The sequence below is a fragment of the Aeromicrobium jepli genome, from assembly GCF_047246605.1.
Lineage (GTDB): Bacteria > Actinomycetota > Actinomycetes > Propionibacteriales > Nocardioidaceae > Aeromicrobium.
Genome location: NZ_JBFOKO010000004.1, coordinates 69,030 through 88,435 on the forward strand (window position 1 = coordinate 69,030; position 19,406 = coordinate 88,435).

The window sequence follows — 19,406 nt, forward strand, 5'->3', positions numbered from 1 at the left end:
GCCCCCTCAGTACGCGAACGCCAGCGGGCGGTCGGAGTCGTCGTCCTGCACGGGCGGGTTCGCGTCCGGCAGTCCCTTGCGGATGAAGTGCAGCAGCAGCTTGACCTCGATGACGGCCAGGACGCCGTACAGCAGCGTGAAGCCCAGCATCGACGTCCAGACCTGCGCCGAGGACACGGACGGCGAGACGCCGGCGGCCGTCGGCATCAGGCCGAAGACCACCCAGGGCTGACGGCCCATCTCGGTGAAGATCCAGCCGAACGAGTTCGCGAACAGCGGCAGCAGCGGCAGCACGAGCGCGGCCCGCAGCAGCCAGCGCGTCGTGAGGGTGCTCGGTGCGGGCAGCCCGCCCCGTCGCAGCGTCCACAGGATCCAGGCGGCGATGCCCATGGCGGCGAAGCCCAGGCCCATCATGAGGCGGAAGCTCCAGTACGTGACGGGGATGTTCGGCGCGAAGTCGTCCATGCCGGACTCGGCGTAGGTCTTCGCGTACTCCTCGTTGAGCGAGTTGATGCCGCGGACCTTGCCGTCGAACCCGCCCGTCGCCAGCTGCGACAGCAGGCCCGGGATCTCAACGCTGAACACCGACTCGCTGCCGTCCAGCGTGCCGATCGTCAGCACCGAGAACGGCGCGTTGCCGTCGGCGTCCTCGTAGAGCCCCTCGGCCGCGGCCATCTTCATGGGCTGGACCTCGGTCATGATCTTGCCCTGGATGTCACCGGTGATGACGACGCCGAGGCCGGCGACCAGCAGCGTCACGGCGCCGAGGCGGGCGGCCTTGCGGAACGCCTGCGCGTCCTCGTCGGGACGCCGGACCAGGAACCAGATCGCGATGGCCGCGACGAAGCCGCCGCCGACCATGAACGCCGCGAAGAGCGTGTGCGGGACGGTGATCAGCGCGACCTTGTTGGTCAGGACCGCCACGAAGTCGGTGAGCTCGGCGCGGCCGCGCTCCTCGTTCATCGTGAAGCCGACGGGGTTCTGCATGAACGAGTTGGCGGCGAGGATGAAGTAGGCCGACAGGGCCGTGCCGATCGCGGCGATCCAGATCGTCATGAGGTGCAGGCCGGGCTTGAGCCGGTCCCAGCCGAAGATCCACAGGCCCAGGAACGTGGACTCCAGGAAGAACGCGAGCAGGCCCTCGATCGCCAGCGGCGCGCCGAAGATGTCACCGACGAAGCGCGAGTAGTCGCTCCAGTTCATCCCGAACTGGAACTCCTGCACGATGCCGGTCACGACGCCCATCGCGAAGTTGATCAGGAAGAGCTTGCCGAACAGTCGCGTGAGGCGGAGCCATCGCTCGTCGTTCGTGCGCCACCAGAAGGTCTGCATGATCGCCACGAGGAACGCCATGGAGATCGTCATGGGGACGAACAGGAAGTGATAGACGGTCGTGATGCCGAACTGCCATCGCGCGAGGTCGAGTGCTGTGTCCACTCTGGTCCTTCCGACTTCAGGTCACTCCGTTGTGACCTGCCTGCCGAGAGGCTAGACAGCCAGAGGGTCAGGAATTCCGGTTCAGACCGAGCTTGTGACAGATGTCACGAGCGGTGCGAGGACCGCCCGGATGACCTCGGGGACGGGCGTGACCTTGCGGTCCTGGCCCGTCACGTAGACGTGCACGAAGCGGCCGATCGCGGCCGGCTCGGGGTCGTCGCCCTGGTACAGCCCGATCTCGTAGACGACGCTGCTGGTGCCCAGCTTCGTGACCGAGAGCCCGGCCGTGACGTCGAGCGGGAACCGCAGCTCGCGCTTGAACTGGCACGAGGTCTCGGCGACGATCCCGTACGCGTCGAGCGTGCGGATGTCGGTGCCCGTGGCGCGCATGAGGAAGCCGTTCACGGCCGTGTCGAAGTACGAGTAGTACTTGACGTTGTTGACGTGGCCGTAGACGTCCTCGTCCTCCCAGCGCGTCGTGATCGTGTACGTCGCGCCGTGCTGGTCGATCCTCACGAGGCCTCTTCCTCTCGCAGTCGCTGGCTGATGACGGCCGAGACGCCGTCGCCGCGCATCGTGACGCCGTACAGGGCGTCGGCGCCCTCCATCGTGCGCTTCTGGTGGGTGATGACGATGAGCTGGCTGTTCGCGCGCAGCTCCTCGTAGATCTCGAGCAGGCGGCCGAGGTTGGTGTCGTCGAGCGCCGCCTCGACCTCGTCGAGGATGTAGAACGGGCTGGGCCGCGCCTTGAACAGCGAGACGAGGAAGGCCACGGCCACGAGCGAGCGCTCGCCGCCGGACAGCAGCGACAGCCGCTTGACCTTCTTGCCCGGCGGGCGCGCCTCGACGTCGATGCCGGTCGTGAGCATGTTGGACGGGTCGGTCAGCACGAGTCGCCCCTCGCCGCCGGGGAACAGCCGCGCGAACACGTGGTTGAACTCGCGCTCGACGTCCTGCCAGGCCTCGGCGAAGACCTGCTCGACCTTGGTGTCGACGTCGGCGACGATCTCGAGCAGGTCCTCGCGGGTCTTCTTGAGGTCGTCCAGCTGCTCGGACAGGAACTGGTGCCGCTCCTCCAGTGCCGAGAACTCCTCGAGGGCCAGCGGGTTGACCTTGCCCAGCATGGCCAGCTCGCGCTCGGCCGTCTTGAGCCGCTTGGCCTGCTCGGCGCGGTCGAACGGGATGGGCTCGATCTCGCCGGACTCGTCGGTCTGGCCCTCCAGCCCGATCGGGATGACCATCTGGTCGGGGCCGTACTCGGCGACGAGCGTCTCGGGCTCGATGCCGAGCTCCTCCAGCGCGCGCTCCTCGAGGCCCTCGAGCCGCAGCCGCAGCTGGGCGCGCGCCATCTCGTCCTTGTGCACCGACTGGGTCAGGCCCTCGAGGTCGGCGGTGAGCTGGCGCACCGTGCTGCGGCCCTGCTTGAGGCGCTCCTCGCGCTCGGCGCGCGAGCGCTCGATCCCGATGCGCGTCCCGGTGGCCGCGTCGTAGGACTGCTCGAGCCGGGCGAGCGTCGCCTCGGCGGCCTGCAGGACGGCGGTGGCGGTCTCGGCCTCGCGGCGGCGGCGCTCGGCGCGCAGCCGGGCGCGCTCGCGGGCCTCGCGCTCGTCCTCGGCGGCCTTGAGCAGGGAGGCGACCTGGGCGCTGAGCGCCTTGGCGCGCTCCTCGGCCGTGCGCAGCGCGAGCCGGGCGTCGGTCTCGGCACGGCGGGCGGCGGAGGCGGCCTCGGCGAGACGCTCCATCTCGGTGGTGTCGGGCTCGACGTCGGGCGCCTCCTCGGCGGCCGCGAGGCGCTCCTCCAGCTCGGCGAGGCCGGCGACGTCGCGGTCGCGGGCCTCCTCGGCGGCGGCGATCGCGGTCTGCAGGCGCTCGGCCTCCGCGGAGGCGGACCGGCTGGTGGTGCCCAGCTGCGCCAGCTTCTCGGCGACGGCGGACATCGAGGCGTCGGACTCGTGCAGCCGCTTGAGCGCGAGGTCGACGCGCTCCTGCGCGGCGTCGACCTCGGCCGTGGCGGCCTCGGTCCGGAAGCGCAGCGACTCCAGCTCGTGGGTGGCGCTCTCGATCGTCTCGATGGCCTCGTCGACCGCGGCCTGCACCTCGATGAGGCTCGGCGCGGACGTGGAGCCGCCCTCCGCGAAGTGCGCGCCGATGCGGTCGCCCTCGGCCGTGACGGCCGTGACGTCGGGCAGGTCGGCGACGAGGCGCTTCGCGGCCGCGAGGTCCTCGACCACGGCGACCTTGTGCAGCAGGCGGCGCAGCGAGCCGCGCAACTCGGCCGGGGCGTCGACGAGGGACTCGGCGTACACCGCTCCCCCGGGCAGCGCCGGCCAGTCGTCCGTCGACACGTCGCCCGAGCCGAGCAGCAGGCCGGCTCGACCGAGGTCCTCCTCGCGCAGCAGGTGCAGGGCGTCGATCGCGGAGTCGACCCGCTCGACGGCGACGGCGTCGGCGGCCGAGCCCAGCGCGGCGCCGACGGCGGCCTCGTGACCGCCGCGCACCGTGACGAGCGCCGCGACGGAGCCGAGCAGGCCGTTGAGCCGGTCGGAGGCGGCGAGCAGCGCGCCGGAGCCGTCCTTGCGGTGGAGGCCGAGCTCGAGGGCCTCCTTGCGGGCGGTGGCCGTGGCGACCTGCCGCTCCAGCTCCTGACGACGCGTGGTGAGGGTCTGGGCGGCGGCCTCGGCCTGCGCCAGCTGCTCCTCGGCGGCGTCCAGCTCCTCGTCGAGTCCGGACTCGCCGGCGCTCAGGCCCGCGATCGTGCTCTCGAGCGCGCTGAACTCGCGCTGCGACGCCTCGGCGCGCTCGCGGGCGTCGGCCTGCGCGGCGGTGAGGCGGCCGATCTCCTGCTCGGCGGCGGCCGCGCGGCTCTTGAGGCCGTTGACCTGGCCGTGCAGGCGCGCGAGCCCCTCGCGGCGGTCGGCGGCGGCGCGCAGCAGGCCGGCGATGCGGCGCTCCTCGGTGGAGTACGCCTCCTCCGCCTCGCCGCGCTCGGCGATCGTGGCCTGCAGCGCCTCGGCCGAGCGGGCGACGTCGGCCTCGAGCTCGACGAGCCGCTCCTGCGCCCGGCGGGCATCGGCCTCGAGCTCCTCGGGGTCGCGGCCGGCGACGCGGTCGTCGGAGGCGTCGGCCGCGAGGCGGATGCGGTCGCGGGCCAGGTTGGCGGTGCCGTGGAAGCGCTCGCGCAGGCTGCCCAGCGCGTAGACGGTCTCCTGCGCGCGGGTCAGCAGCGGCGCGTCGGCCGCGAGCGCCTGCTCGAGCTCGGCCTCGACGCGGCGGGCCTCCCCGAGCGCCTGCTCGACCTCCTCGCGGCGGGCGCGCAGCGCGTTCTCGTCGGCGAGCTCGGTCTCGATCGTGGTGCGGGCCGCGACGATGTCGTCGGCCAGCAGGCGGGCGCGCGCGTCGCGGACGGTGGCCTGGATGCCGGCGGCGCGGCGCGCGACCTCGGCCTGGCGGCCCAGCGGCTTGAGCTGGCGGCGCAGCTCGGTCAGGACGTCGTTGAGGCGCGTGAGGTTGTCCTGCGTCGCGTCGAGCTTGCGCAGCGCCTTCTCCTTGCGCTTGCGGTGCTTGAGGACGCCCGCGGCCTCCTCGACGAAGCCGCGGCGCTCCTCGGGCGTGGCTCGCAGGACGGAGTCGAGCTGGCCCTGGCCGACGATGACGTGCATCTCGCGTCCGATGCCGGAGTCGCTCAGCAGCTCCTGGACGTCGAGCAGCCGGCACGTGTTGCCGTTGATGGCGTACTCGGAGCCGCCGCTGCGGAACATCGTGCGGCTGATCGTGACCTCGGAGTACTCGATCGGCAGCGCGCCGTCGGAGTTGTCGATCGTCAGGACGACCTCGGCGCGGCCGAGCGGCGCGCGGCCGGCGGTGCCGGCGAAGATGACGTCCTCCATCTTGCCGCCGCGCAGCGTCTTGGCGCCCTGCTCGCCCATGACCCACGACAGGGCGTCCACGACGTTCGACTTGCCCGAGCCGTTGGGGCCGACGACGGCGGTGATGCCCGGCTCGAGGGCGAGGGTCGTGGACGACGCGAAGGACTTGAATCCCCGCAGCGTCAGGGTCTTCAGATACACGCGGTCAGCCTAGTGCCTGCGGTGTGCGCCACCGCAGGGGAAACGCCGCGATCAGCTGGCAGCGGACTCGAGCAGCTCGGCCAGGTCGCCGTCGTGCGCGGACTCGGCGAGGCGGGCGAGCAGGCCGTCGTTCTCGGCCTTGAGTCGCAGGACCTCGTTCTCGAGGTCGCGGATGCGGCGCCGCAGGATGGCGACATCGTGAGCATGCTCCGGGGAGGGGCCACCGACGTAGCCGTACAGCGCTTTGGCCATGGTCATCCTGTTCAGGAGAGGCGGAGGTCGAGCGGCAGCGTGGACGCTGCGCGTCTACCAGTGTCCCACCGTCCGGCCGGTCGGGTCAACCGGCCCGTCGTCCGCCGATCCACGTCGCGCGCACGCGCAGCTCGTCGGGGTCCAGCACGACGAGGTCGGCCGGGGTGCCGGGAGCGAGCGTCCCGAGCTCGGGGACGCCGAGGGCGACGGCGGGCACGGTCGTCGCAGCGCGGACCGCGGTCGCGACGTCGACACCCGCGACGCGGACGACGTTCGCGAGGCACGCGTCGAGCCGCACGGCCGCGCCCGCGATCGTGCCGTCCTCGCGTCGCGCGGGCTCACCGTCGGCCAGCACGACGGGCGCGCCGCCGAGCTCGTAGCGGCCCGGCGGCATCCCGAACGTGGACAGGTTGTCGGTGACGAGCATGATGCGGCCCCCGGCGCTCGCGAACGCGACCTGCAGGGCGATCGGGTCGACGTGATGCAGGTCCGCGATCAGCCCGACGGAGAGTCGTGGGTCGGTCAGGGCCACGCCGACGACGCCACCGTCGCGATGGCGCAGGCCGCGCTGGGCGTTGTAGAGGTGCGTGACGAGGGTGGCCCCGGCGTCCACCGCCCGCGTGGCGGTCGCGTCGTCGGCGTCGCTGTGCCCGATGCTGACCCGGACGCCGGCGGCGGCCATTCGGGCGATCGCGTCGAGCGCGCCCGCCCGCTCGGGCGCGAGGGTCACGTACCCGAGGTCCGCTCCCCCGGCCTCGACCAGGGCGTCCACCCGCTCCGGCGTCGGGTCCACGAGGAAGGCCTCGTCGTGCGCGCCCTTGCAGGCGGCCGAGATGAACGGGCCCTCGACGTGGGCGCCCAGCAGCCGGGTCGCGCCCGGACGGCCGGACAGCCGCTCACGATGACCGCGGAAGGCGCGGAGCTGCTCGACGAGGTCGTCGACGGGCGCGGTGATGAAGGTCGGCGCGATCGCCGTGACCCCGCTGTCCGGCAGGCCGTCGACGATCCGGTCCCACTGGTCGCTCGTCGCCGCGGCGAAGTCCGCGCCGTACGCGCCGTTGACCTGCGCGTCGATGAGGCCGGGCGCCAGGATGCCGTCGTGGTGCTCGTCGGGACGGCGCGGCGGCGCCCCCGTCCCGGACGCCACGATCGTCCCGTCGCGGACCTCGACCCAGCCCGGCTCGAGGTCCACGTCGACGTCGACGACGGCGGCGGCGCTGATCAGGTGACCCACGAGATCGGACCGTACACGGTCACCCCCCCTAGGGTGGGGCTCATGCGTCACGACCTGTTCACCAGTCCCGCGGGCGAGTGGACCCCGGTGTCGCCGAAGCTCGCCACGGCGCGCATCCTGCTCGGCGCCCTGACCGGCCTGGTCCTCGTCCTCGTCGGGCTGGTCCTGTGGCTCCTGTGGGGCGACGACCTCGGCGACTGGGGCTGGCTCCTGTGGCTGCCTGTCGCCGCCGGAGTCGCGCTCGCCGCCTGGGTCGCCTGGTGGGCTCCGCGCAATCGCCGCAGCTGGGGCTACAGCGAGGCCGAGGACGACTTCCTCGTGCGTGGCGGCATCATGTTCCGCCGCCTCGTCGTGGTCCCGTACGGTCGCATGCAGTTCGTGGACGTCCAGTCCGGCCCGCTCGCGCGCGCCCTCGGCTTCGGCACCGTCACGCTGCACACCGCCTCGACCGCGACCGCCTCGGCGATCCCGGGCGTGCCGCTCGCCGAGGCCGCCCGCCTGCGCAATCGCCTGACCGAGCTCGGGGAGGGTCATGGCGCCGGCGTCTGAGGCGCACCGCACGCACCCGCTCACCGGACTGCTCCAGGGGCTCATCTGGGGTGCCGGCGTCGTGGTCGCGATCTCGTGGCAGGTGTTCGACCTCGACGACCCCAACTGGTGGGTCGCGCTGGCGATCCCCGGGGGCTTCGTGCTCGGCGTGGTCGCGGGCTACGCGGGCTGGTACTTCACGCGGTACGTGATCGACGACGAGGAGATCCGCGTCGAGCGCGGCGTGCTGTTCAAGACCTCGCGCCGCATCCCGTTCGAGCGCCTGCAGTCGGTCGACATCAACGAGCCGCTCGTGGCGCGGCTCGTCGGGCTGTCCGAGCTGACGATCGAGATGGCGGGCGGCTCGGAGTCGCGGACCCGGCTGCGGTTCCTCACGCTGGCCGAGTCCCGCCGGCTGCGCCGCCTCCTCCTGGCGCGGGCGCACGGCACGAGCGCCGAGGAGCACCCCGTCGACGCTCCAGAGCCGCGCGCGATCCTGCACGTCGTGCCGCCGGACCAGATCATCATCGGCACGCTGCTGTCGCTCGACTTCATCGGCACGGTCCTGGTGGCGGTGGCCTCGATCGTGGCGGGCGTGTTCACCGAGGGCGGCTGGGCGTTCCTCGCGGTGCTGTTCCCCGCGATCTGGGGCGTCACGCAGATGATCAGCTCGCGGATCATCGGCCAGTGGAACTTCACGGTCTCGCGGAACGAGCGCGGCCTGCGCATCGAGCGGGGGCTGCTGAGCCGCAGCTCCCAGACCATCCCCTACGACCGCGTCCAGGGCATCGCCGTCATCGAGCCCGTCGTGTGGCGCCGGTACGGCTGGGCGCGGCTCGAGGTCGACGTCGCGGGCTATGGCGTCGTCTCGTCCGAGAACGCGGGCGTGTCGTCCACGACGCTGCTGCCCATCTCCCCCGTCGAGGTGGGCCGCCTCCTCGTCGACGAGCTCATCCCGGACCCGGAGCGCGGCACCGGCGAGCAGGTGTCGGCCTCGCGCCGTTCCTGGCCCTTCGCGCCGATCGGCTGGCGCTACCGCTGGCTGTCGGCCACGTCGTTCACGGTCACCTCGGCCACGGGCTGGATCACGCGCAAGCGCTCGATCGTCCCGCACCACAAGGTGCAGTCGGTCCAGTTCTCGCAAGGCCCGCTGCAGCGCCGCCTCGGCGTCGCCTCGGTCGCGGTGCACACGCCGGACGGGCCGGTCGACGCCGGCGTGGCGCACCTCGACGCCGACACGGCGCGCGCGGTGACGTTCGACGAGGTCGAGCGGGCCCGGCTGGCGCGGCTCAGCCGCCGCTGACGTCGCTCTCGGCGTCGGCGTCCATGGCGCCGACCATCTCGCGCGAGTCGAGCCAGCCCTCGGGCAGCACGACCTTGCGCGGCGAGCCCTGGCGGCCGCGCGGCGTGCCGAGCTCGGCGACGGGGAACGGCTCGGTCGGGTCGAGCTCGTCGAGCAGGCTGTCGAGCGACGCGTACGAGCTCACGTGACCGAGGCTCTCGCGGACGCGCGAGCCCGCCGGGAAGCCCTTGAGGTACCAGGCGACGTGCTTGCGGAACTCGATGCAGCCGCGCTCCTCGCCGAGCCACTCCCCCAGCAGCTGGGCGTGGCGGCGCATGACCGTGGTGACCTCGCCCAGGTTGGGCAGCGTCGCGACCGTCTCGCCGCGGAACGCGGCGGCCAGGTCGCGGAACAGCCACGGGCGGCCGAGGCAGCCGCGGCCGACCACGACGCCGTCGCAGCCCGTCTGCTCGACCATCGCCAGGGCGTCGGACGCCTCCCAGATGTCGCCGTTGCCCAGCACCGGGATGTCGACGGCGGCCTTGAGCTCGCCGATCGAGTCCCAGTCCGCGCGGCCGCTGTAGTGCTGTGCGGCGGTGCGCCCGTGCAGCGCGATCGCGGCGCAGCCGGTGTCCTGCGCGATGCGGCCCGCGTCGAGGAACGTCAGGTGGTCGTCGTCGATGCCCTTGCGGGTCTTCATCGTGACCGGGACCCCGAACGGCTCGGCGGCACGGACCGCCTCGGTGAGGATCTGGCCCAGCAGCGTGGCCTTCCACGGCAGCGCCGAACCGCCGCCCTTGCGGGTGATCTTGGGAACCGGGCAGCCGAAGTTGAGGTCGACGTGGTCGACCCCGTGCTCCTCGCACAGGATCTTCACGGCCTGGCCGATGGTCTGGGGGTCGATGCCGTAGAGCTGCACCGAGCGCACGCTCTCGCCCTCGGCGAACGTCAGCATCGACAGGCTGATCCGGTCGCGCTCGACGAGGCCGCGGCTGGTGATCATCTCGCACACGTAGAGGCCGGCGCCCTGCTCGGCGCACAGCCGGCGGAACGCCACGTTCGTGACGCCCGCCATGGGCGCGAGGACGACCGGCACGTCGACGTGGACGTTGCCGAGGTCGAGTCCGGTGGTCAGGGTGTCCATCGCACCGCCGTGGTCACGTCGCCGGGCTGGAAGTCGACCGACTGCACCGCCGTGCCCCTCGGCACGAGGAAGAGCACGCAGCCCTTGACCGTCCGGCCGGCCGGCAGCGGCTCGGGCAGCGCGATGCCGGGACACTTCGCGAGCGCCGCGGACGGGCTCGGCGGCAGCAGGGTGTCGCCCGCCAGGTGCAGCCACCACGGCGCGCCGTCGGGGAACGACGCCGGCGCGGGGCCGCGGTTGGCCACCATGACGCTCACGTAGTACGGCTCCATGCCGTCCGGGATCGCGAACAGGCCGAGATCGCGACGGGGCGCCTTCGTGACCGTGCCGACGCCGAGCGCGAGCGCCGTGCCCGCCTCGTCCTGCGCGTCGGGGTAGGCCACGGTGGCGCTCGTGCCGACCTTCCGCGGGTCGCCGGGCTCGGACAGCGTGATGCCCGCGGGCACCTCGAACCCGGGCTCGGGGTCGCCCTGCGCCGCCTGCTCCCCTCCGGAGCAGGCGGTCAGGGCGGCCAGCAGCGCCACCGCGGCGAGCGAGCGCTTCATCAGCAGCCGACGAGGCGCGCCGCGAGGTAGGAGGTGACCTGGTCCAGCGCGATGCGCTCCTGCGACATCGAGTCGCGCTCGCGGATCGTCACGGCGTCGTCCTCGAGGGTGTCGAAGTCGACCGTGATGCAGAACGGCGTGCCGATCTCGTCCTGGCGGCGGTAGCGCTTGCCGATGGCCTGGGCGTCGTCGAACTCGACGTTCCAGTTCCGGCGCAGCTCGTCGGCCAGGCCGCGGGCCTTGGGCGACAGGTCGGCGTTGCGCGACAGCGGCAGGACCGCGGCCTTGACCGGCGACAGGCGCGGGTCGAGGCGCAGCACCGTGCGCTTGTCGACGCCGCCCTTGGCGTTGGGGGCCTCGTCCTCGGTGTACGCGTCCACCAGGAACGCCATGAGCGAGCGGTTGACGCCCGCTGCGGGCTCGATGACGTACGGGGTCCAGCGCTCGTTGTTGGCCTGGTCGAAGTACGACAGGTCCTGGCCCGAGTGCTTGGCGTGCGTCGACAGGTCGAAGTCGGTGCGGTTGGCGACGCCCTCGAGCTCACCGAACTCCGAGCCGGCGAAGCCGAAGCGGTACTCGATGTCGACCGTGCGCTTGGAGTAGTGCGAGAGCTTCTCGGCCGGGTGCTCGTAGAGGCGCAGGTTGTCGGGGTTCACGCCGAGGTCGGTGTACCACTTCAGGCGCGTGTCGATCCAGTACTGGTGCCACTGCTCGTCCTCGCCGGGCTTGACGAAGAACTCCATCTCCATCTGCTCGAACTCGCGCGTGCGGAAGATGAAGTTGCCCGGCGTGATCTCGTTGCGGAAGCTCTTGCCGATCTGGCCGATGCCGAACGGGGGCTTCTTGCGCGAGGACGTCATGACCTGCGCGAAGTTCACGAAGATGCCCTGGGCGGTCTCGGGGCGCAGGTAGTGCAGGCCCTCCTCGGACTCGACCGGGCCGAGGAACGTCTTGAGCAGGCCGTTGAACATGCGCGGCTCGGTCCACTCGCCCCGCGTGCCGCAGTTGGCGCACACGAGGGTCGACATCTCGACGGTGTCGGGGTCGTCGATGCCGTGCTTCTCGGCGTACGCCTCCTGCAGGTGGTCCTGGCGGTAGCGCTTGTGGCACTGGAGGCACTCGACGAGCGGGTCGACGAACGCGGCGAGGTGGCCCGAGGCCTCCCACACCGGCGTGGGCAGGATCACCGAGGAGTCGAGGCCGACGACGTCGTCGCGGCCCTGGACCATCGAGCGCCACCACTGGCGCTTGACGTTCTCCTTGAGCTCGACGCCCAGCGGACCGTAGTCCCAGGCGGAGCGCGTGCCTCCGTAGATCTCGCCGCACTGGTAGACGAATCCGCGACGCTTGCAGAGGCTGATGACGGTGTCGATGACTGAGGCCATGGGAAGTTTCCTGTCCGGCTGGATGTCGGCGGGCCGATGCGCGTCGTCGTGACAACGCGCGCCCGAGATCAGCGACCCACGATACCCGCAGGCCCCGACGCCGGTCCCCACCGGCCGTGCGGCGCGCCCGCCCCGAGGAATGTGGCGGAAGTGCTTGACGCCGACTTAGTTAGTTTGGTGTATTAACTCTGTGACGACCACCACATCCCCGCGCCGCGCCACCGCGAAGGTCCGTCCCGCCGACACCCGGCGGCACCATCGCACGCTGCTGCTGCAGCACCTCGTGGACGAGGGGCCCACCACGCGCGCGGACCTCTCCCGCGCGACGGGCCTGACCCGGGTGACGGTCTCGGACCTCGTGGCCGAGATGGTGCAGGAGTCGCTCGTCGAGGACATCGGCGCCCGCCCGGGCACGCACCTGGGTAAGCCGGCCACGCTCGTCGCCGTCTCGGACGCCGCCCCCGTGATCGTCGCGGTCGACCTCTCGGACGACTCGGGCTTCGACGGCGCGGTCGTCGACCTGCACGGCCGCGTCCTCGTGCGCGAGCGCGCTCCCTTCAGCCGTGGCGCCGAGGCCGTCGACGGCGTCTCCCGCCTCGTCGAGCGCCTCGTCGAGGCCGCCCCGCGCCGGGTGCTGGGCATCGGCGTCGGCACCCCAGGCATCGTCGACGACTCCGGGGTCGTCATCCAGGCACCGAACCTGGCCTGGGACGCGGTCCCCCTCGCGGCGACGCTGGCCGAGCGCCACGGCCTGCCGACCTCCGTCGGGAACGACGCCAACATCGCCGCGGTCGCCGAGGGCGCCTTCGGCGACGGCGACGACGCCGGCCTGCTCATGGTCACGATCGGCCAGGGCGTCGGCGGCGGCATCCTCGTCGACGGACACCCCGTGGCCGGTCCCCTGCGCTCGGCCGGCGAGATCGGCCACGTCGTCGTGGACCCCGACGGCAGCGCGTGCGCGTGCGGGAACCGCGGCTGCCTCGAGACCGTCCTCAGCGCGCCGGCGCTGCGGGCCGCCGCGTCCGACGACGCGCGCCGTCACGCCGGCGACCTCCTCGGCTCGGTGCTGACACCGATCGTCACGACGCTCGGCATCGCCGACGTCGTGCTGCACGGCCCCACCGACCTGCTCGACGGACCCGTGCTCGAGGCAGCACGCGCGGCCGTCGCGCGCCAGAGTCTCCCCTTCGTCGCCCAGCGCATCAGGATCCGCCTGGTCGCCCACGACGAGCTCGTCCTGACCGGGGCGGCGGCGCTGGTGCGCCACCGCGAGCTGGGAGTCGTGTGAGGTGCGCCGCGCCGAACACTCCACCACCACACCTCATGGAGGCACATCATGAAGCTCCGCACGTTCATGGCGAGCGCGGCCGTGACCGGACTCGCCCTCACCGCACTCGCCGCGTGTGGCAGCGGCGGGGACGACGACTCCTCGGACTCGGGATCCGACACCGTCACCCTGTGGCTCGCCGGCAAGGAGGACACCCCGCAGGAGGCCACCGACTGGCTCACCGAGGAGTTCGCCGCGAAGCACGACGGCAAGACCCTCAAGATCGAGCGCATCGACTGGGGCGAGCTGCTCACCCGGCTCAACACCGCGCTGCCGAGCGACAAGTCCCCCGACGTGGTGGAGGTCGGCAACACGCAGGCCGCCTCGTTCACCAGCATCGGCGCCTTCACGGACCTGACGGACAAGGCCGATGAGCTCGGCCCGATGGGACCGGAGTCGTTCGTCGAGGCCGGCACGTGGGAGGGCAAGCTCTACGCCGTCCCGTACTACTGGGGCTCGCGCTACGTCTTCTACAGCAAGAAGGCCTTCAAGGACGCGGGCCTCGACGTGCCCACGAGCCTCGCGGACTTCAGCACGGCGGCCGAGAAGCTCGCCACGCAGGGCGACGACAAGTACAGCGGCTTCTGGGTGCCCGGCCAGGACTGGCGCAACGGCATCAGCTGGATCTTCGCGCACGGCGGCGACATCGCGGTCCAGGAGGGCGACCAGTGGGTCGGCAAGCTGTCCAGCCCCGAATCGGTGAAGGGCCTGCAGCAGTGGCAGAAGCTCGCCCAGGACGCCACCTCGGCGCCCAAGGACGGCAAGGACGAGGAGGCGTGGACGCCGTTCAACAACGGCGAGGCGGCCATGTTCATGGCGCCCGGCTGGGCCCGCTGGTCCGTCGCCGAGGACAAGGCCGACGACCTGGGCGCCTTCGCGCTGCCCGGCGTCGGCGGTGACGCGGCCCCGGTCTTCGCCGGCGGCTCGAACATCGCCGTCTCGGCGAAGTCCAAGAACCAGGACCTGGGCTTCGAGGTGCTCAAGCTGATCTACAGCGACGACTACCAGAAGCTCCTGGCCAAGAACGGCCTCGGCCCGGCCAACGACGAGTTCACCTCGCTCATGGGCGACGACGAGTTCGCGAAGGCGGCCATCGCGTCGGCCAGCAACTCCAAGCTGACCCCGACCTCGCCGAACTGGGCGGCGGTCGAGACCTCGAGCGTCATGGAGGAGTTCTTCGGCGCCATCGCGAGCGGCGAGGACGTCGCCGCCACCGCGAAGGCGACCGACGCCAAGCTGGAGGCAGAGCTCAACAAGTGACCGTCACCCACATGCCGGAGGGACCCGGCCGCGAGGCCGGGTCCCGTCGGCTGCCCACACCGTCTCGGCGTCCGGAGGGAGGAACGATGAGCACGCAGACGATCGCGCGACGACTGGGTCCGTACACCCTGCTCGTGCCCGCGCTCCTCGTCCTCGGGATCGCGATGGGCTACCCCCTCGTGCGCCAGGTGGTGATGTCGTTCCAGGAGTACGGCCGCGCCCAGCAGTTCGGCCAGCCGGCGCCCTTCGTGGGCCTGGACAACTACGTCCGGCTCTTCACGGACGCCCAGATGTGGGCGGTCATCGGGCGGTCGCTGGCGTTCTGCGCGGTCAACGTGCTGGTGACGATGCTCGTCGGCGTCGCGCTGGCGCTGTTGCTGCGGCGCGTGTCACGGGCGTGCCGGCTGATCCTGCAGATCGCGATGCTGCTGGCCTGGGCGATGCCGGTGATCGCGGCCATGACGTCGTGGCAGTGGCTCTTCGACACCCGCTACGGCGTCATCAACTGGCTCCTGGTCCGGCTCGGCTTCGAGTCCTTCGACGGGCACAACTGGCTGACCAACCCCCTGTCCTTCTACTTCGTCGCGACGGTCGTCGTGGTCTGGATGAGCGTGCCGTTCGTGATGTTCACGGTCTACGCCGCGCTGACGCAGGTCTCGGAGGAGGCGCTCGAGGCCGGCCAGCTCGACGGCGCCAGCGCGTGGCAGCGGTTCCGCCACATCGTCTACCCCACGATCCGTCCCGTCCTGACGATCACGCTGCTGCTGCAGGTCGTGTGGGACCTGCGGGTCTTCGCGCAGATCTACTACCTCCAGGGCGTCGGCGGGACGCCGAGCAAGACGCACCTGCTCGGCACGTACATCTACACGCTCGGCATCGGCCAGAGCGACTACGGCATGGCCTCCGCCCTGGCCATGTTCGTGCTGGTCCTGACCCTCGTCCTCACCGCGGGCTACGTCCGCGCCCTGCTCAAGGAGTCCCGATGAGCCGCACGCTGGCCCGCCGCCTGTGGGGCGCGCTCGCGGTCCTGATCGCGCTGGTGTGGGTGTTCCCCGTCTACTGGATCCTCAACAGCGCGTTCCAGCCGGCCGACCGCCTGCGCTCCCCCGAGCCCGCGTGGTTCCCGCGGGACCTCACCGGCTCGGGCTTCGCGCGGGTCTTCGACGAGGCGTTCCTCGACTCGTTCCGGCTGAGCATCACCGTGACGCTCATCGCCGTGGTCGGCTCGGCGCTGTGCGCGTTCCTCGCGGCCGTCGCGATCTCCCGCTTCCGGTTCCGCGGCCGCACCCAGTTCGTCCTGATCGTGCTGGCGGTCCAGATGATCCCGCCGGAGGCGCTATTCATCAGCCAGTACCGGATGCTCGGCGACGCCGGGCTCTACAACACGGTCGGCGGCCTGAGCCTGCTGTACGTGGCGCTCATCCTGCCGTTCACGATCTGGATGCTGCGCGGGTTCGCCGACGGCGTCCCGATCGAGCTCGAGGAGGCCGCGATGGTCGACGGCTGCAGCCGCACGCGGGCGTTCTTCCTCATCACGCTCCCCCTGCTGGCACCGGGGCTGATCGCCGCGAGCGTCTACGGCTTCCTGCAGGCGTGGAACGAGTTCACCCTCGCCGTCGTGGTGATGGACCCGTCGAACCGCACGCTGCCACTGTGGCTGCGCGGGCTGTCCGACGTGTCGAACGACGCGATCGACTGGCCCGGCGTGATGGCCGGCGCCAGCCTCGTCGCCGTCCCCGTCATCGTGTTCTTCATGATCGTCCAGGGCCGCATGACGTCCGGCCTCGTCTCCGGGGCGGTGAAGGGATGACCGCCTCCGTGCGTGAGGACGCCCACGGCGTCATGCTCGCCGCGTTCCACGGTCCCGAGGTCCCGTCGTGGCTGGCGGCGGCGTTCGCGGACGGCCTCGCGGGCCTCTGCCTCTACGGCGACAACCTCCCGGCCGACGGCGACGTGCGGCCGCTCGCCCGCGCCGTCTCGGCGCTCGACCCGACGCGGGTCCTGGCGCTCGACGAGGAGGGCGGGGACGTGACGCGCCTGCACATGGCGACCGGCAGCCCGCACCCCGGCAACGCCGCGCTGGGCCTCGTGGACGACGTGGACCTGACGCGCACCGTCGCGGCCGGGATCGGCGCCGAGCTGCGCGCGGCCGGCGTCTGGCTGGACCTCGCGCCCTGCGCCGACGCGAACAGCAACCCCCGCAACCCCGTCATCGGCACGCGCAGCTTCGGGGCCGACCCCGCCCTGGTGGCCCGCCACGTCACCGCTTACGTCGAGGGACTCGCGCTCTCCGGCGTCGCCGCGAGCGTCAAGCACTTCCCGGGCCACGGCGACACGAGCGCGGACTCGCACGTGGACCTGCCGCGCGTCGATGCGGACGCGGGCGTGCTCCGCGAGCGCGAGCTGGTCCCCTTCCGGGCCGCGATCGCCGCGGGCGCCGCGTCGATCATGACGTCCCACGTGGTGCTGTCCGCGTTCGACGCGGAGCGACCCGCCACCCTGAGCCCGGCGGTCCTCACGGGCCTGCTGCGGTCCGAGCTGCAGTACGACGGAGTGATCGTGAGCGACGCCCTCGACATGGCCGGCGCGAGCCGCACCCTCGGCATCGGCGGCGCCGCGGTCGCGTCGCTGGCGGCCGGAGCGGACCTGCTGTGCCTGGGGCCCGAGCCGTCGCCGGGGCCGGAGGTGCTGAGGACGGCCGTCGACGCCGTCGTGCGAGCCGTCGAGGCCGGCGAGCTGGACCGCGACCGGCTGCGTGACGCGGCCTCGCGGGTCGAGCGCCTGCGGGACCACTGGGCACGCCGTCCCCAGCCCGACGCCACGGCCGTGAAGGCCGGGCGCGCCGCCGCGGAGCAGGTCGCGGCCGAGGTCGTGCGCCGGCTCGACGTCACGCCTCTGCGCGGGCGGGCCACCGTGGTGCGCATCGACACCGGGACCAACCCGGCGGTGGGTTGGACGGCGTGGGGCCGCCTCGACGTGGACGCGGAGGTCGTCGACCTCACGGCACGCGACCTCGCGGGCGTGGAGCCCTTCGGCGGCGAGGTCCTCGTGGTCACGCGCCGTGCCACGGCGCACCCGGAGGTGTGGGCGTGGGTCTCGGAGCAGCTCGCGGCGAACCCACGCGCTCGCCTCGTCGAGCTCGGCTGGCCGGACCCGGCGCTCGAAGGGCGGCCCGACGTGCTGTGCACGATGGGCTCCTCGGCCGTCCTGCTCACCGCGCTGTCGCGCGCGCTGCGGGGCGAGGCGTCATGAGCGGCTCGATCCTCGTCGGCCTCGACATCGGCGGGACGTCGGTGAAGGCGATGGCCGTCTCCCCCGGCGACCCCACAGGACCCGCCCTGGCCGAGGTCCGCCACCGGACGGAGCCCGGCCGGGAGGGCATCCGCGACGGCATCACCACCGCCGTCCGCGCGCTCGTGGAGGCCGTCGGCCCGGCGACGGACGTCGCCGGCATCGGCGTCGGCATCCCGGGCTTCGTGAGCCGCGGCGCCGTCTCCCACGCGGTGAACCTCGGACTCGGCGCCGAGCCGCTGGACCTGCTGCCCACCCTGCGCGGCCTCACCTCGGGACCCGTCGGCGTGGAGAACGACGTCAAGACGGCGGCGCTCGGCGCGCGCGGCTGGCTCGCCCGGCACGACGCCGGGATCGACGACTACGCCCTGCTCAACGTCGGCACCGGGCTGGCCGCGGGGATGGTGCTGGGCGGGCGGCTGCGTGCCGGCGCCACCGGGATGGCCGGCGAGATCGGTCACCTCGTGTTCGACCGGAGCGGTCCCGTGTGCCCGTGCGGGCAGACCGGCTGCCTCGAGCTGTACGCCTCGGGCAGCGGCATGCGGCGCAGCTGGTCCGGCACCGCGCGCCAGCTGTTCGCGGCCGCGGAGGCCGGTGACGCGTCGGCCGTGCGGACCGCGGCGGACCTCACCGACGGGATCGCCCACGCGATCACGCTGCTGGCGCACGCGCCGGACGTCGCACTGATCCTCGTGACCGGCGGCATGGCCGCGCGCAACCCCGCGCTGCGGGCCGCCGTCTCGGCCAGGCTGCAGCACGACGATCGCACCCTGGTGGGGCGGGCCGTGCCCGTCGCGCCACGCGTCCGCTGGCTGCCCGACGACGTCGCCGTGGGCACGCGGGGCGCCGCGCTGCTCGTCGCCGAGGAGGTGCGGGTCTGATGGAGGTCGTCGTGACGCCGGACCCCGGCGAGGTCGCCGCCGACGCGATCGCGGGCCACGTCCGTCCCGGCGCGGTGCTCGGCCTGGCGACCGGGTCGTCGCCGCTTCCGGTGTACGCGGCGCTGCTGCGCCGGCGCGACGCCGGGGCGATCTCGTTCGACGGCGTGCGGGCCTTCACGCTCGACGAGTACCTGGAGCTGCCGCGCTCGCACCCGCAGAGCTACCACTCGGTGATCCGCCGCGAGTTCACGGACGCCGCCGGCATCGAGGTCGACGGGCCGGACGGCGAGGCGCACGACGTGCCCGCCGAGGCCGAGCGCTACGAGGCGGCCATCGCCGCCGCCGGCGGGATCGACGTGCAGCTCCTGGGCATCGGTGTCGACGGCCACCTGGGCTTCAACGAGCCGGGGTCGTCGCTCGCCTCCCGCACCCGGACGAAGACGCTCACGCCGCAGACCCGTGCCGACAACGCGCGCTTCTTCGCGTCCCCCGACGAGGTGCCCGTGCACGTCCTGACGCAGGGCCTGGGCACGATCCTCGAGGCGCGTCACCTCGTCCTCGTCGCCACGGGCGCGAGCAAGGCGTCCGCCGTGGCGGCCGCGGTCGAGGGCCCCGTGAGCGCGTTCTGCCCGGCCTCGGTGCTGCAGCTGCACCCGCACGTGACCGTCGTGCTCGACGAGGACGCGGCGTCGCAGCTCAGGCTGCTCGACTACTACCGATTCACCGCCGCGAACAAGCCGGACTGGCAGCCGTGGTGACCATGAACCCTGCGA

Annotated in this window: 17 protein-coding genes; 9 read left to right on the forward strand and 8 right to left on the reverse strand. The window is 72.5% G+C overall.

Translation table 11 applies throughout. The features are described 5' to 3' along the window. Positions 1-6 precede the first annotated feature (6 nt). The 5 genes from AB3M81_RS09495 to nagA all read right to left on the reverse strand — a co-directional run bounded on the left by AB3M81_RS09495 (position 7) and on the right by nagA (position 6,990). Complete coding sequence (locus AB3M81_RS09495) at positions 7-1,437, reverse strand: cytochrome ubiquinol oxidase subunit I (protein ID WP_412903664.1); 1,431 nt, start codon at positions 1,435-1,437, stop codon at positions 7-9. Positions 1,438-1,518: 81 nt separating this feature from the next. Then, the gene (locus tag AB3M81_RS09500; RefSeq protein ID WP_412903665.1) at positions 1,519-1,953 is read right to left on the reverse strand and encodes an acyl-CoA thioesterase; all 435 of its coding nucleotides are present in this window, start codon (positions 1,951-1,953) and stop codon (positions 1,519-1,521) included. Continuing rightward, positions 1,950-5,504 (reverse strand): chromosome segregation protein SMC, encoded by a 3,555-nt coding sequence (gene smc / locus AB3M81_RS09505; RefSeq protein ID WP_412903666.1) that lies wholly within the window; start codon positions 5,502-5,504, stop codon positions 1,950-1,952. The genes AB3M81_RS09500 and smc overlap by 4 nt, the downstream gene beginning before the upstream one ends. A gap of 51 nt (positions 5,505-5,555) precedes the next feature. Continuing rightward, positions 5,556-5,762, reverse strand: a complete 207-nt coding sequence (locus tag AB3M81_RS09510; protein ID WP_412903667.1) for a hypothetical protein — start codon at positions 5,760-5,762, stop codon at positions 5,556-5,558. Between the two features lie 79 nt (positions 5,763-5,841). Then, positions 5,842-6,990: an N-acetylglucosamine-6-phosphate deacetylase gene (gene nagA / locus AB3M81_RS09515; protein ID WP_412903668.1), complete on the reverse strand. Its 1,149-nt coding sequence runs from the start codon at positions 6,988-6,990 to the stop codon at positions 5,842-5,844. Between the two features lie 42 nt (positions 6,991-7,032). Between nagA and AB3M81_RS09520 the strand changes: the two genes are divergently transcribed. Together AB3M81_RS09520 and AB3M81_RS09525 are read left to right on the forward strand one after the other, a co-directional pair. After that, positions 7,033-7,539 carry a PH domain-containing protein gene (locus AB3M81_RS09520; protein ID WP_412903669.1) on the forward strand — a complete coding sequence of 169 codons (507 nt, stop codon included), beginning with the start codon at positions 7,033-7,035 and terminating at the stop codon, positions 7,537-7,539. Then, a complete protein-coding gene (locus AB3M81_RS09525; RefSeq protein WP_412903670.1) occupies positions 7,523-8,821 on the forward strand; it encodes a PH domain-containing protein in 1,299 nt (432 codons plus the stop codon). Before AB3M81_RS09520 ends, AB3M81_RS09525 begins: the two co-directional genes overlap by 17 nt. Here the strand turns inward: AB3M81_RS09525 and dusB are convergent. The 3 genes from dusB to AB3M81_RS09540 are packed head-to-tail and all read right to left on the reverse strand — an operon-like array spanning position 8,808 to position 11,874. Next, positions 8,808-9,944 carry a tRNA dihydrouridine synthase DusB gene (gene dusB / locus AB3M81_RS09530; protein ID WP_412903671.1) on the reverse strand — a complete coding sequence of 379 codons (1,137 nt, stop codon included), beginning with the start codon at positions 9,942-9,944 and terminating at the stop codon, positions 8,808-8,810. The genes AB3M81_RS09525 and dusB overlap by 14 nt on opposite strands. After that, entirely contained in the window at positions 9,932-10,489 is a 558-nt protein-coding gene (locus tag AB3M81_RS09535) for a hypothetical protein (RefSeq protein ID WP_412903672.1), read from the reverse strand. The genes dusB and AB3M81_RS09535 overlap by 13 nt, the downstream gene beginning before the upstream one ends. Beyond that, positions 10,489-11,874, reverse strand: a complete 1,386-nt coding sequence (locus AB3M81_RS09540) for a glycine--tRNA ligase (RefSeq protein WP_412903673.1) — start codon at positions 11,872-11,874, stop codon at positions 10,489-10,491. Before AB3M81_RS09540 ends, AB3M81_RS09535 begins: the two co-directional genes overlap by 1 nt. A 190-nt stretch (positions 11,875-12,064) precedes the next feature. Between AB3M81_RS09540 and AB3M81_RS09545 the strand changes: the two genes are divergently transcribed. From AB3M81_RS09545 to nagB, 7 genes are all read left to right on the forward strand, one after another. Continuing rightward, entirely contained in the window at positions 12,065-13,162 is a 1,098-nt protein-coding gene (locus tag AB3M81_RS09545) for an ROK family transcriptional regulator (RefSeq protein WP_412903674.1), read from the forward strand. Positions 13,163-13,210: 48 nt separating this feature from the next. Continuing rightward, positions 13,211-14,461, forward strand: coding sequence for an extracellular solute-binding protein (locus AB3M81_RS09550; RefSeq protein ID WP_412903675.1), 1,251 nt, complete (start codon positions 13,211-13,213; stop codon positions 14,459-14,461). Positions 14,462-14,547: 86 nt separating this feature from the next. Further along, positions 14,548-15,447 (forward strand): carbohydrate ABC transporter permease, encoded by a 900-nt coding sequence (locus AB3M81_RS09555; protein ID WP_412903676.1) that lies wholly within the window; start codon positions 14,548-14,550, stop codon positions 15,445-15,447. Next, positions 15,444-16,271 (forward strand): carbohydrate ABC transporter permease, encoded by an 828-nt coding sequence (locus tag AB3M81_RS09560; RefSeq protein ID WP_412903677.1) that lies wholly within the window; start codon positions 15,444-15,446, stop codon positions 16,269-16,271. The genes AB3M81_RS09555 and AB3M81_RS09560 overlap by 4 nt, the downstream gene beginning before the upstream one ends. After that, positions 16,268-17,713, forward strand: a complete 1,446-nt coding sequence (locus tag AB3M81_RS09565; RefSeq protein ID WP_412903678.1) for a glycoside hydrolase family 3 N-terminal domain-containing protein — start codon at positions 16,268-16,270, stop codon at positions 17,711-17,713. The genes AB3M81_RS09560 and AB3M81_RS09565 overlap by 4 nt, the downstream gene beginning before the upstream one ends. Next, complete coding sequence (locus AB3M81_RS09570) at positions 17,710-18,633, forward strand: ROK family protein (protein ID WP_412903679.1); 924 nt, start codon at positions 17,710-17,712, stop codon at positions 18,631-18,633. Before AB3M81_RS09565 ends, AB3M81_RS09570 begins: the two co-directional genes overlap by 4 nt. Continuing rightward, positions 18,633-19,391, forward strand: coding sequence for a glucosamine-6-phosphate deaminase (gene nagB, locus AB3M81_RS09575; protein WP_412903680.1), 759 nt, complete (start codon positions 18,633-18,635; stop codon positions 19,389-19,391). Before AB3M81_RS09570 ends, nagB begins: the two co-directional genes overlap by 1 nt. Positions 19,392-19,406 lie beyond the last annotated feature (15 nt).

Coding starts and splice junctions, on each gene's coding strand:
- AB3M81_RS09510 (WP_412903667.1), bottom strand. CDS start 5,762: ATGACCATGGCCAAAGCGCTGTACGGCTACGTCGGTGGCCCCTCCCCG.
- AB3M81_RS09520 (WP_412903669.1), top strand. CDS start 7,033: ATGCGTCACGACCTGTTCACCAGTCCCGCGGGCGAGTGGACCCCGGTG.
- AB3M81_RS09525 (WP_412903670.1), top strand. CDS start 7,523: ATGGCGCCGGCGTCTGAGGCGCACCGCACGCACCCGCTCACCGGACTG.
- dusB (WP_412903671.1), bottom strand. CDS start 9,944: ATGGACACCCTGACCACCGGACTCGACCTCGGCAACGTCCACGTCGAC.
- AB3M81_RS09535 (WP_412903672.1), bottom strand. CDS start 10,489: ATGAAGCGCTCGCTCGCCGCGGTGGCGCTGCTGGCCGCCCTGACCGCC.
- AB3M81_RS09540 (WP_412903673.1), bottom strand. CDS start 11,874: ATGGCCTCAGTCATCGACACCGTCATCAGCCTCTGCAAGCGTCGCGGA.
- AB3M81_RS09550 (WP_412903675.1), top strand. CDS start 13,211: ATGAAGCTCCGCACGTTCATGGCGAGCGCGGCCGTGACCGGACTCGCC.
- AB3M81_RS09555 (WP_412903676.1), top strand. CDS start 14,548: ATGAGCACGCAGACGATCGCGCGACGACTGGGTCCGTACACCCTGCTC.
- AB3M81_RS09560 (WP_412903677.1), top strand. CDS start 15,444: ATGAGCCGCACGCTGGCCCGCCGCCTGTGGGGCGCGCTCGCGGTCCTG.
- AB3M81_RS09565 (WP_412903678.1), top strand. CDS start 16,268: ATGACCGCCTCCGTGCGTGAGGACGCCCACGGCGTCATGCTCGCCGCG.
- AB3M81_RS09570 (WP_412903679.1), top strand. CDS start 17,710: ATGAGCGGCTCGATCCTCGTCGGCCTCGACATCGGCGGGACGTCGGTG.
- nagB (WP_412903680.1), top strand. CDS start 18,633: ATGGAGGTCGTCGTGACGCCGGACCCCGGCGAGGTCGCCGCCGACGCG.